Here is an 11,944-nt window from a genome sequence, read left to right on the forward strand (position 1 = left end):
ATGTCAGACGACTTCAAACACGCGATCTCCTCGATCGACGAAATCATCGAAGACGCCCGTAATGGGCGCATGTTCATTCTGGTGGACGCAGAAGACCGGGAAAACGAGGGCGACCTCATCATCCCGGCGAATTTTGCCACACCGGAGCAGGTCAACTTCATGGCGCGCCATGGGCGGGGGCTGATTTGTCTCGCCATGACGCAGGAGCGTGCCCACACGCTGAACCTCGACATGATGACCCGGAATAACCGGGAGAGCATGGGCACCGCCTTTACCGTTTCCATTGAGGCCAAAGAAGGCGTGACGACGGGAATCTCCGCGCACGACCGCGCCAAGACCATCGCCGTCGCCATCGACCCGACCAAGGACTACGATGATATCGTCTCACCCGGCCACGTTTTCCCGCTGGTCGCCAAGGATGGCGGCACGCTGGTCCGCGCAGGGCATACCGAGGCAGCCGTCGACATCTCCCGTATGGCCGGCCTCTATCCCGCTGGCGTGATCTGCGAGATTATGAATGAAGACGGGTCCATGGCCCGCCTCCCGGACCTCGTCGCGTTCGCGCAACTGCATAATCTGAAGATCGGCACTATTGCTGACCTGATCGCCTGGCGCCGCCAGAATGATCGTTTCCTTGAGCGCCGTGTCGAGGCGCCGCTGGAGTCAGCCTATGGTGAAGGCTTCCGTACGGTGTGCTTCCGTAACGTGCTCGACAATTCCGAGCACATCGCCATCGTTCACGGCACAATCAAGCCGGAATCGACCACGCTGGTCCGCGTCCACCGGACTGACGTGCTGGCGGATATCCTGGGCGAGCAAGGCCCCCGCCAGGGCTTGGTCGAGCGCGCGATGCGGATCATTGCCGAAGCAGAAGAGCCGGGCGTTGTCGTGTTCGTAAATACGATGCAACCGAACGCCATTGCAGAGCGATTGGGCCTGAAATCGGCCAGCCCGAAGGATGCGACCACTCCGCTGCGTGAGTACGGTGTCGGTGCGCAGATCTTGCGCGAACTGGGCGTACGGAAAATGATCTTCCTGTCTGACACGCAGCCCACCCGCGTAGCAGGGCTTGACGGATATGGCATGACGATAGAGGGGTGGCGCCGCCTCAATGAGGAGACAAACTGATGGCTGACCGGGTTCTGATTGCGGTTTCGCACTATTACAAACATATTTCCGAAGAGATGCTGGCTGGCGCGATGGAAGTGCTGGAAGCTGCCGACGCGAAAGTCACGGTGATGGAAGTGCCGGGTGCTTTCGAGCTTCCGGGCGTGATTGCCATGGCAGCAGACTCGGGACGTTTCGACGGTGCCGTCGCCCTCGGCTGTGTGATCCGCGGTGAGACGACCCACTACGACTATGTTTGCGGCGAGAGCGCGCGGGGCCTGATGGACCTGATCGTGAATCGCCGTCAGGCGATCGGCTATGGTATTCTGACCGTAGAGAACGAGGCGCAGGCGCTGGCCCGTGCAGACCGCAAACGCGGTAACAAGGGTGCGGATGCGGCCAATGCCTGTCTCTCCATGATCAAATTCCGCAAGGAACTCATTCGTTGAGCGATCAGAAATTTCCGTTTGAAGTCACTCGCGCGCGCCGGGCTGGTGCGCGCCTCGCGGCCGTGCAGGCGCTCTACGCGATGGAGCAGACCGGCAAGTCGGCGCGCGAGACCATTCGTGCCTTCATGGAAGACAAGCTTGGCATCGGTCCGAATGAGGAACCGGTGGAAGAGGCCGATCCGGATCTCTTCAAGTCCATCGTCAACGGCGTGGTGGACAATCAGGCAGCGATCGACAAAGCGATCCTGAAGCGCCTTGCGGCCGGTTGGAAGCTGACCCGTCTCGACGCCACAATGCGTGCTTTGCTCCGCGCAGGTGCCAGCGAGTTCATCGTGCACCAGCATCTCTCCCATGCCGTTATCATGGATGAGTATGTGTCCCTCGCGCACGACTTCTTTGAAGAGTCAGAGGCTAAATTCGCCAATGCCGTGCTGGACAATGTCGGGCAGGATCTGCGCGCCTAATCGAATGCGCGTGCCCAGGTCCTGACTTCATCGACAAAGAGGGTGGGTTTTTCCATCGCTGCAAAGTGACCGCCTTTCGGCATGTCACGCCAGTGCACGAGATTGTACGCCCGTTCGACCCAGCTTTTTGGCGGGGCCGTATAAACCTTTTCTCCCGGGAAATTGGCGAATCCGGTGGGTGTCTCGCAGCGGACGCCTTCCGGAAGCTGTACGCCGCCTTCTTGGAAGAGGGCATTATAATACCAGACGCTGGTCGCGACGGCGTCGTTGACGAGGTAAAGCATGACGTTCGTCAGAAGCTGATCCTGTGTGTAGACGGAGTAAAGGTCACCGTCTCTAAGATCTGACCAGCCATGGAATTTCTCGATGATCCAGGCGGCTGCTCCCACAGGTGAGTCCATCAGGGCCATGGCGAGTGTCTGGGGTTTGGTTGCCTGCTCCATGAAGTAGGCACCTTCAGCTTGCATGGCTCCTTGCATGTGCGTCAGCCAGTTGCCTTCTTCCTCCGTGGCCGGAGTGGGAGGCGTCGGACGAAAACCGATCATGTTGAGGTGAATGGCCCGGCAACCGCCTTTCTTGTCGTGCGCGCTATGGTTCATGCCAAGCCATGAAGTCACCAGTCCGCCCCAGTCACCTCCCTGCGCCAGGTAGGTCTTGTAGCCGAGCACGTCGCGCATCAGCTTGTCCCATAGCCCAGCCGTTGCGCGCTGGCCCATGGGAGAGGCAGGCTTCTCCGAAAAGGCATAACCGGGCAGGCTGGGAATGACGATGTCGAAAGCGTCAGCCGCATCGCCGCCATGGCGGGAGGGGAAGGCGAGCGGTTCGATTGCGTCCCAGAACTCGAAGAACGAACCCGGCCAGCCATGGGTGAGAAGGAGTGGACGCTTGCCCTCGGCTTCGCCAACCACATGAACGAAATGGAGTTCCATGCCGCCGACATCGGCCTTGAAGCTCGGATATTTGTTGAGCACGTCTTCTTGCGCGCGCCAGTCATAATCGTTCAGCCAGTATTTGCAGAGTTCCTGCAGAACCGGCGTCGACATGCCGTAGGCAAAGCCTTGCTCATTCTCTGGGGCCGGAAACCAGCGATATGCAGCGACCCGTTCTCGGATGGCGGCGAGTTTTGCGTCGGAAATGGAGATATTGAACGGGCGTATCTGGCTCATGAGCGTCCTCCTGGAAGGCGGACCCTAACGTGAAGGCTCAACCAGCGCGAGCGGTGCCCCGGCGTCAGATTGAAAAGCTGGTTCCGCAGCCGCAGGCCGCTGTGGCGTTTGGATTGTTGATCTTGAATGCGGCGCCGATCAGCTCGGTCGAGAAATCGATCTCGGAGCCATTCAGGAATTCAAGGCTCATTTCGTCGATCAGGACTTTCGCGCCGTCGCGCTCCACCATCACATCGTCTGAATTTGCCTCAGAGGCGAAATCGAACTTGTAGGAAAAGCCGGAACAACCGCCGCCTTCTACGGAAACGCGCAGAAAGGCTGCACCGTCCTGTTTGGCCAGAATCGCATTAATGCGCTTGGCAGCCGAGGCGGTAAGGGTCACATCAGGGGCTGTTGTCGTGCTCATAGGCCATAGATAGGGGCGTTTGGACCAATGGAAAAGAGAGCGGTGTATGCGACGCGCCACGAAGACAGCCGGGGACGCTACCATGACGAGGCACCGTCTGCCACGCGCACACCGTTTCAGCGCGACCGCGATCGTATCATTCACTCTACCGCTTTTCGCCGCCTGAAGCAGAAAACACAGGTCTTTGTGGCGCATGAAGGCGACCATTTCCGCACCCGCCTGACGCATTCTCTTGAAGTGGCGCAAATTGCACGAAGCATCGCGCGTACGCTGGGGTTGGACGAGGACCTCGCCGAAGCCATGGCCCTGGCCCATGATATTGGCCATCCGCCATTCGGGCATGCCGGGGAGGATCAGCTGGATGCCTGCATGGAGCCGTTTGATGGCTTCGATCACAATGCGCAGACACTGCGCGTAGTGACCCGGCTGGAGGTGCGTTACCCGAATTTTGATGGGCTCAACCTGACCTGGGAAATGCTGGAAGGCCTGGTGAAGCATAACGGCCCGCTGATTGACGCTTGTACCAGTGTGGTGGACCTGCCGGCGGCTTTCCGGGAATTCTCCCGCATCGAAGACCTGGAGCTGGACCAGTTTGCCGGGCCGGAAGCCCAGGTCGCTGCGCTGTCGGACGACATCGCTTACAACAATCACGACATTGACGATGGCATCGCTGCGGGCCTTTTCACCATCCAGGAGCTCATGGAGCTACCCATCGTCGGAGACGTCTTCCGTGGTGTGAAACTGGAATATCCGCACCTGACGGATCGGATGGTCACATACGAAGCCGTGCGCCAGCTGATCGGCATCTGGATCAATGACCTGGTCGATGAAACCCGTCGACGGGTGAAGCGCTTGCAGCCGGCCAGCGCGGCGGAAGTGCGCGCTCTGGGCGAGCCGCTGATTGGTTTCAGCGACGAACTTGCTGACAAGCAGCGGGCACTCCGCGCGTTCCTGTTTGAGCGGATGTACAAGCACTACAAGGTGAATCGCATGCGCTCGAAGGCGAAGCGGATCCTCGCCGAGCTGTTTGAAGGATTTGCTGCTGAGCCGCAGACCTTGCCGTCGCCGTGGCGGGAGGCGGCAACGCAAGCCGATGCGTTCCGCCGGGCACGCATCGTGTGCGACTACATAGCCGGCATGACGGATGGCTATGCCATCGAAGAGCACAGGCGGCTCTGCGACCTTACCCGGCTGGCATAGGGCGACTGATTCCGCTGCAGTAATTGGGGAAAATCCCTTGAATCGCCGGGTGCAGGAGCGGTCCCGTTCAATTGCCGTTAACGAAACGCGCCTAAAAATTAACCTCAGGAAACAGGACTGAAGGGGCGTTTCATGAGTCGCTACCGTTACGGCGCCGATGAGGCTTCACCATTCGAAGATGACTATCGCGGATTCGACATCCGTGATGATGAAACCGCGCGTGGACCTCTGATCCTGGCGCTCGCAATCGGCGTCTTGCTCGTGTTTGGCGCGGTCGTCTGGAACACCTACCGGCAGGGCGTGCGCTCCAATGGGGCGGGCCTGCCAAGCGTGATAGCAGATGCCCAGCCCTACAAGCGTGTTCCGGATGAGCGTGGCGGCCTGGAGGTGCGGGATACTGACAAGCGCTTCTACGACCAAATGGATGCGTCTGAGCGCGTGCCTGATCTCGCCAATCTCGACAATGGCGATGGATCGGACCTGTTGCAGGGTGGACCGCCCATCGATTTGCGCCCGAACGACGACGATATGGACGGCAGCGATCCTGACAATGGCATGCCGAACTCGGTGGCTGACGAAGTTGCAGAGCTGGCGGATCTCAGCCGTCCGGACCGGAGAATCGAATCGGAGCCGCTCGCACCGATGTCGGTCACCCGCGCGCCGCCACCGCCACCAAGAGACATGTCACCTCAATTCGCCTTCAGTGAGGGTGGGCTGTACCTGGTACAAGTTGCGGCATTCCGCACTGAGGACGCTGCGGAAGCCGCGTGGCGCAAATCTGCGGCTGCACACCCGGATCTCTATCGGGGTGCCGGAAAACACATCCAGCGTGCCGATCTCGGCGCCAAGGGTGTGTTCTACCGCTTGCGTGTTGGTGGCTTTAGCCAAAAAACGGAAGCGGACGCCTTCTGCGACGCGCTGAAGGCGCAAGGCGACAACTGCATTGTGGTGACCGGATAGTGGCGAAGGCCTGTATTCTCAGCGTATCAGGACCCGTTCTGACACAAGGCGAAGCGGACCTGTTCAGGACGCAGAATCCCTGGGGCGTGATCCTCATGGGCCGTTCCTGCGTGTCGAGGGACCAGGTGCGCAGGCTGGTCGCCGACATCTGGGACGCCACAGGCCGGGCAACACTGATCTTCATCGACCAGGAAGGTGGCCGCGTGGCGCGGCTCAAAGCACCAGAATGGCCGCTTTTTCCGCGTGGGGCGGACTACGCAGCAATTTACGGAAAAGACCCTGAGCTGGGCCGTGAGGCCTGCTGGCTAGGACACCGGCTGATTGCATCGGAACTTGCTGGCCTGTCCATTCACGCCGATTGCTCGCCAGTCGTGGATCTGCCTGTCCCGGGGGCGCACGACGTCATCGGCGACCGGGCATTTGGGACGCAGCCCGAGCAGGCCGCCGACCTCGCCAAATCGGCAATCGCCGGTCTCCACGCGGGTGGCGTCGCGAGCGTGATCAAGCACATTCCCGGGCATGGCCGGTCAATGGCGGACAGCCATCTTGAGCTGCCGCGCGTGACGGCCGGAGACAATGAGCTGTCGAAGGATTTCGAGGCCTTTTCCCGGGTTGCCGATGCGCCGATGGCTATGACAGCGCATATTGCGTACGAGGCTTACGACCCGGGCAAGGCCGCGACTGTATCCCGCTACATGATTCAGGAGATCATACGGGGCCGAATCGGGTTTGATGGGCTTCTGATGACCGATGATCTGGGGATGAGGGCACTGGGCGGCAGCCTCACCGATCGCGCGCATGCGTCGATCGCTGCAGGTTGTGACGTGCTGTTGCACTGTTCCGGCTTTCTGAAGGATCCGGCAGACATCCTCGCTGAAATGACGGAAGTCGCCGAAGCAGCGCCGGTTCTGAACGGGCGCTCCGCCGAGCGAGCAGAGGCTGCTGACGCCATCGCGAAACAGGCTGAACCGCTGGAGCCAGCTACCGCCTGGAAGCGGTTCCACGAACTGTTCCCGCATGTGGGGGCAGGCGTATGAGCTCTGATACCGTCACAATGGAGACGCTCTCTTCCGACATGGAAGAGGCCGATATTCAGGATATCTTCCGTGTTGATGTCGGTGGATATGAAGGCCCGCTGCACCTGTTGCTGGAGCTCACCCGCCGTCAAAAGGTCGATTTGCTGCATCTCTCCATGCTCGAATTGGCAGAGCAATATCTCGTATTCATCGAAGACGCGAAAAAACGCCGGATGGATCTTGCCGCCGATTATCTGCTGATGGCCTCCTGGCTGGCCTTCATGAAATCCCGGCTCCTTCTTCCGAAGCCGGAAAAGCTGGAAGAAGACGAGCCGACGGGCGAAGAGATGGCGGCGCGCCTCGCCTTCCGACTGAAGCGTCTGGACGCCATGCGCGATGCGGTGAAGGAACTGCAGAACGGTCCCATCCTGGACAATGTCGTCTTCCTGCGCGGTATGCCGGAACAGCCGAAGGTTATCCGCCACACGGAATGGAACGCGAGCCTCTACGAGCTGACACAGGCTTTTGGCGCAATCCGTGACCGCAAAGAAAAAGAACGTCCTCACGTGATCGAACAACAGATGGTCCTGCCGCTGGAATTGGCACGGACAACGCTCCGTCAGCTCCGAGGACAGTTGGCACAGTGGTCTTCGCTTGACGAAATCAGCCTGACCATGACGGATGTTGACCCGGAGCTGCCTACTCGGTCGGTTACGGCGAGCGTTTTCTCCGCGGCGCTGGAACTTGTGCGCGATGGTGAGGTCGATGTCCGGCAGGACACCCATTTCGCGCCGCTGTACCTGCGAAATGCGCAAAACCACCCGCAAGGGGGCGGCCATGCAGATGTTTGAGAAGATTGAGATGAACGACGAAACGCCAGCCGAAAAGAAACCGAGCGCGGTCACGCAGCTCGCGCTGGCTTTCCGCCGGTCGGAAGAGGCGCTGCATGACGACATGACCGACGCGCTGGCCGAAGCCGTGCGCCGGGCGGAAGCTGTGCTGTTCGCAGCCGGAGAGCCGATGTCGGCAACGCAGATCGCCGAGATCCTGCCGCACGGTGTAGAAGCCGCCGAAGTGCTCATGACCCTGCGGGCGCTTTATGTGAACCGCGGCGTGAACCTCGTGGAAGTGGCGGGCAAGTGGCGATTCCAGACCGCGCAGGACCTGTCCTACCTGTTTGTGGAAGAACGTCAGGTCCAGAAAAAACTCAGCCAGGCGGCACTCGAGACACTCGCGATTATCGCCTATGGCCAGCCGGTGACGCGAGCGGAGATCGAAGCCGTACGCGGGGTTGCAGTTTCCAAAGCGGTAATCGATACGCTGATGGAAACCGGATGGATCAAGATCAAGGGGCGCCGTAAGACGCCTGGCCAGCCGCTGACCTATGGTACGACCGATACGTTCCTTGAGCATTTTGGCCTCGAAAGCCTGAGCACACTGCCGGGCAAGGCGGATCTCGAAGCCGAGGGCCTTCTATCCGACGTAATTCCTGACGGCTTCCAGATGCCGGACGAAGAAGCGCTCAGCGAAGAAGAGCTGTTGGTTGATGCCGGCGGCGATACCGAAGAGATAGAATCTTTCGTCACAGACTTCATGGATGATGCTCCGGATGAAGAGGATGTTGAGGCAACAGCTGAAACGGTCCCTGAACCGGAAGATGTCGTGGGAGGACCGGGTGAGGATGAAGACGACGGCATCAGCGTCTTTGCCTATACACGCGCGCCCGTCCGGTCCGGGGAAGACGAACAGGAATTCGACCGTGATAATATCAAGGCGGCCGTAATGCGCCTCCGCAAGGAAGAGCGGACACCGGAACAACCAATCTCCGAGTGGACCGACGACGATTAGGCGTCAGCCGGTTACTTCAAAACGGAAACGACGTTCATCGTCGAACATTCCGAGGATGTCCTCTTCCTGCGTGCCGGCGCCGATATTGTGGATCACATATGGATGGCCGGAAGATGTCCGCCTGTCCGAAACGATCCCGATATGGGGAAGGCGTCCACCTAAACGCATCGTATACAGATCACCAGGCTGCCAGCCATCAAGTGTGCCGGGCAAGGGCAAACTGGCACCTTGTCGTTCGAAATAGCGCTCAAGATTCGGGACTCGGCGGTGATCGATGTTCCGGTCCGGACGGCTAAGGCCCCAGATCGTGGGATAGTCCACAAACGCGGCTTTCATGTCGTCATGGACGAGCACTTGCAAATCGACGTCAAAAGCATCTCGATAGGCGCGGATGACAACATCGGTGCAGACGCCGGTTGATCGGGCAACGTCCCCCAACGGATAGTTGAGGCTGGCATAGGCGGCATCATAGGTGCGCGTCACGCCGATCTGGGATCGGGCTGCTTTCGAGAGCCGCGCCTCGAATGGCAATGACCGCTCTCCGAGCGTATCCGGCAGGAGCGGCAAAGCCACAATGGAGGCGAGCATGGACCGGCGCGTTTGCATGCGCAGATCAGATCAGGCAGTTCCGGCAGGATTGCGGCGAAATCTAGAAGCCGTGAAACTCGGCGATTTCGTCAATGTCGGCGCGTTCGGCCCGCAATGAATTAACCGGATGTGCCCTGTCCGGCTTTCCGACGGCGACACCGCACCAGATCATTTCGGTTGGAGCGAGTTTGAAATGCTCTTTCAACGCCGGGCGCAGCACACCCCAGCATTCCTGGAAGCAAGTCCCCCAGCCGCGCTCTTCTGCGAGCAGGGCGAGGGTCTGCAGATACATGCCTGCGTGCCCCCATTGTCCGTGACCCATGCGCTCGTCGATCACCAGGAAAACGGCAAGCGGGGCGCCGAAGAAGCGGAAATTGTTCGAGAACCAGGCAAGACGCGCGGCGCGGTCCTCGCGCGGAATGCCGAGGGCCTCATACATCATCTCTCCGACGCGCCGGCGGCGGGCTTCATACGGCTCCCACAGGTCTTTCGGATAGATCGGCCGGTCTGTCTTCTGGCCACGGGGATCTGCAGCCAGGATCGGCGCCGCCATGCCGATGACATCGTCCTTCGCCTGTCCGGTCACGGCGATCGTGCGCCAGGGCTGGACGTTGCCGCCGGACGGCGCGCGCTGGGCCTGAGTCAGCCATTCGCGGACTTCGGCTTCGGAAAGTGCATCGGGCAGGAATGCCCGGGTCGAAATGCGCTGGTCGACTGCTTTGGAAACGTCCATGAAAAACCTCCCATCAGGATCTGAAGGGAGGTCTAACGGCTTATCGCCGGGTCAGCCAACAGGCTTGTGGCCCGGACCTATTTTTTCGGGTGCAGGATTACCGGCATCCAGGTGTAGCCGTGGACAAAGGCACCCGCGGTGTAGGAGGGCTCGTCCAGAACTTCGATATGATCGAAGCGTTCCATCAATTCCTGCCAGAGGATCTGCAGCTGAAGCTCGCCAAGACGATTGCCGACGCAGCGGTGAATTCCGAAGCCGAAGGACAGGTGGCGGCGGGCGTCTGCACGGTCGATGATGTAATCGTTCGGTTTGTCCCAGAACTTCTCATCGCGGTTGCCCGAGATGTACCACATGGCGACCTGCTCACCCTTTTTGATGAGCTTGTCGCGCAGCTGGACATCTTCCAGAGCCGTGCGGCGCATGAAAGCCAACGGCGTTTGCCAACGGATCGTTTCCGACACCATGTTCGGGATAAGGGAAAGGTCGCCCTTAAGCTTCTCGAACTGTTCCGGATACTTGTTCAACGCCCAGACCGAGGCCGTCATCGTATTGCGGGTCGTGTCGTTGCCGCCGACGATCAGAAGGATCACGTTGCCGAGCAATTCCATCGGCGTCATGTTCTTCGTCTTCTCGCCGTGCGCGAGAAGGCTGATCAGGTCGTTCTTTTGCGGGATGGCCTGGCGTTCCTGGTAGATCTGCATGAATGTCGTCAGACACTCGAGCATCTCGCGCTTCCATTGCTCTTCGCCGCCGGGACAAATGTCCGGGTTGTTCATGTTCGTAACGACATCCGACCAGCGAGTCAGCTGGCGGCGGTTTTCGAAGGGGAAATCGAACAGGGTGGCGAGCATCATCGTGGTCAGTTCGATGGAGACCGTGTCGACCCAGTCGAAGGGCTTGCCAACCGGCAGGCTGTCTAGCAGGCCCTGTGTCCGCGAGCGGATGAGTGGCTCGTACTCTTTCAGCATGTTTGGCGCGACGGCCGGCTGGACCGTCTTGCGCTGTTCGGAGTGACGCGGTTCGTCCATGGCGATGAACATCGGCATCTCGAAATCCTCGAGTGGTTCGCCGAGCGTGATGCCGCCATGCTCCCAGCTGGAAGAGAAGCGCTTATGGTCGGTATCCACCGCCATGATGTCTTCATAAGTGGTGACCGACCAGTAGGGGCCGACGAAGGAGTCGGGCGTGTAGTGCACCGGGTCTTCCTTGCGCAGGCGGTCGAAACGGTCCCACATTTTGTTCTGGCGCCAGACTTCCGGGTCCACGACATCAAGCGTTTTCAGGTCGAGGCTGGATGCCGGCGGTACTTCTTCGCCAATGCGGAGATAACCTTCATGAAGGGGATCCCGGTCGGAAACTTTCGGCCGTTCGAGGGCCGGATGGTCGATGGAATGAACGGTATCGGCAGCCATTTAATATCCTCCTTTTACCGGTCTCCCTTGGCACCGGTCTGCTCGCTTGGAATCTTTATACCACGGTCGTTTTGAAAAAACCATGACGCTTGCGTCATTTTTATGCGGTGTGGCGTTCAAGTCGCGCTTTGTGGAGGGCGGTTTTCATGGCGTCAGCCAGGGATTTGCGTTCCGGGACGGTCAGGAAGCGACCTATGACCCATCCGGTGCGGCCATGTTCAATACGCAACCACGAATCAGGACGGAGCGGCTCGTCGAGTTCCACACGTGCAAATCCGGCCGGGAGGGAAACGCGTTTTTCGGTCCCGTTAGCCTTGCGATGCATCATGTCGACACTGCTGGCCGTAATGCGAATCCGGGTTTCCTCGCGCTGTTTCCGAAATGACCAACGGAATGCGAGCCAGATGGCCAGAGCATCCAGACCGAAGAAGCCGATCACCGGAATGGCGCCCATGGACAGGAAAGCCATGCCGGTCAGGAAACTGACAGCACCGACAATGCCCATAACAACAGCGAAGCCGCGTTCCGACAGGGAGCGGTTTGGCGTCAAAAGCGCGTCAAAATAGATGATTTCATCGGTGTCGGGCATCAGGAA

14 protein-coding genes are annotated in these 11,944 nt (G+C 59.7%); 8 read left to right on the forward strand and 6 right to left on the reverse strand.

Translation table 11 applies throughout. From position 1 onward, the window contains the following. The 3 genes from ribB to nusB are packed head-to-tail and all read left to right on the forward strand — an operon-like array spanning window position 1 to window position 2,020. Entirely contained in the window at window positions 1-1,128 is a 1,128-nt protein-coding gene (gene ribB, locus R3C98_RS07395) for a 3,4-dihydroxy-2-butanone-4-phosphate synthase (RefSeq protein WP_371313476.1), read from the forward strand. Next, window positions 1,128-1,556 (forward strand): 6,7-dimethyl-8-ribityllumazine synthase, encoded by a 429-nt coding sequence (gene ribH / locus R3C98_RS07400; protein ID WP_371313477.1) that lies wholly within the window; start codon window positions 1,128-1,130, stop codon window positions 1,554-1,556. Before ribB ends, ribH begins: the two co-directional genes overlap by 1 nt. After that, window positions 1,553-2,020 (forward strand): transcription antitermination factor NusB, encoded by a 468-nt coding sequence (gene nusB, locus R3C98_RS07405; protein ID WP_371313478.1) that lies wholly within the window; start codon window positions 1,553-1,555, stop codon window positions 2,018-2,020. The genes ribH and nusB overlap by 4 nt, the downstream gene beginning before the upstream one ends. Here nusB and R3C98_RS07410 read toward each other — a convergent pair. Both R3C98_RS07410 and erpA read right to left on the reverse strand, forming a co-directional pair. Further along, the gene (locus R3C98_RS07410) at window positions 2,017-3,186 is read right to left on the reverse strand and encodes an epoxide hydrolase family protein (protein ID WP_371313479.1); all 1,170 of its coding nucleotides are present in this window, start codon (window positions 3,184-3,186) and stop codon (window positions 2,017-2,019) included. The genes nusB and R3C98_RS07410 overlap by 4 nt on opposite strands. A gap of 64 nt (window positions 3,187-3,250) precedes the next feature. Continuing rightward, a complete protein-coding gene (gene erpA / locus R3C98_RS07415; protein ID WP_371313480.1) occupies window positions 3,251-3,592 on the reverse strand; it encodes an iron-sulfur cluster insertion protein ErpA in 342 nt (113 codons plus the stop codon). 27 nt (window positions 3,593-3,619) lie between these two features. On the opposite strand from erpA, the gene R3C98_RS07420 reads away from it, so the two are divergent. The 5 genes from R3C98_RS07420 (at window position 3,620) to scpB (ending at window position 8,616) form a co-directional block, all read left to right on the forward strand. After that, window positions 3,620-4,792, forward strand: a complete 1,173-nt coding sequence (locus R3C98_RS07420; protein ID WP_371313481.1) for a deoxyguanosinetriphosphate triphosphohydrolase — start codon at window positions 3,620-3,622, stop codon at window positions 4,790-4,792. Between the two features lie 132 nt (window positions 4,793-4,924). Further along, window positions 4,925-5,752 carry an SPOR domain-containing protein gene (locus R3C98_RS07425; protein WP_371313482.1) on the forward strand — a complete coding sequence of 276 codons (828 nt, stop codon included), beginning with the start codon at window positions 4,925-4,927 and terminating at the stop codon, window positions 5,750-5,752. Then, on the forward strand, window positions 5,752-6,789 hold the full coding sequence (gene nagZ / locus R3C98_RS07430; RefSeq protein WP_371313483.1) for a beta-N-acetylhexosaminidase: 1,038 nt from the start codon (window positions 5,752-5,754) through the stop codon (window positions 6,787-6,789). Before R3C98_RS07425 ends, nagZ begins: the two co-directional genes overlap by 1 nt. After that, window positions 6,786-7,619, forward strand: coding sequence for a ScpA family protein (locus tag R3C98_RS07435; protein ID WP_371313484.1), 834 nt, complete (start codon window positions 6,786-6,788; stop codon window positions 7,617-7,619). The genes nagZ and R3C98_RS07435 overlap by 4 nt, the downstream gene beginning before the upstream one ends. Next, window positions 7,612-8,616: an SMC-Scp complex subunit ScpB gene (gene scpB / locus R3C98_RS07440; protein ID WP_371313485.1), complete on the forward strand. Its 1,005-nt coding sequence runs from the start codon at window positions 7,612-7,614 to the stop codon at window positions 8,614-8,616. Before R3C98_RS07435 ends, scpB begins: the two co-directional genes overlap by 8 nt. A 3-nt stretch (window positions 8,617-8,619) precedes the next feature. Here the strand turns inward: scpB and R3C98_RS07445 are convergent, their stop codons facing one another. The 4 genes from R3C98_RS07445 to R3C98_RS07460 all read right to left on the reverse strand — a co-directional run bounded on the left by R3C98_RS07445 (window position 8,620) and on the right by R3C98_RS07460 (window position 11,938). After that, window positions 8,620-9,222 (reverse strand): DUF1287 domain-containing protein, encoded by a 603-nt coding sequence (locus R3C98_RS07445; protein ID WP_371313486.1) that lies wholly within the window; start codon window positions 9,220-9,222, stop codon window positions 8,620-8,622. 43 nt (window positions 9,223-9,265) lie between these two features. Beyond that, window positions 9,266-9,937: a nitroreductase gene (locus R3C98_RS07450; RefSeq protein WP_371313487.1), complete on the reverse strand. Its 672-nt coding sequence runs from the start codon at window positions 9,935-9,937 to the stop codon at window positions 9,266-9,268. Between the two features lie 77 nt (window positions 9,938-10,014). Then, on the reverse strand, window positions 10,015-11,349 hold the full coding sequence (locus R3C98_RS07455) for a cytochrome P450 (RefSeq protein ID WP_371313488.1): 1,335 nt from the start codon (window positions 11,347-11,349) through the stop codon (window positions 10,015-10,017). A gap of 100 nt (window positions 11,350-11,449) precedes the next feature. Further along, entirely contained in the window at window positions 11,450-11,938 is a 489-nt protein-coding gene (locus R3C98_RS07460; RefSeq protein ID WP_371313490.1) for a DUF2244 domain-containing protein, read from the reverse strand. Window positions 11,939-11,944 lie beyond the last annotated feature (6 nt).

Source organism: Hyphomonas sp. (assembly GCF_041398465.1).
In the GTDB taxonomy this organism is placed as follows: Bacteria; Pseudomonadota; Alphaproteobacteria; order Caulobacterales; family Hyphomonadaceae; genus Hyphomonas.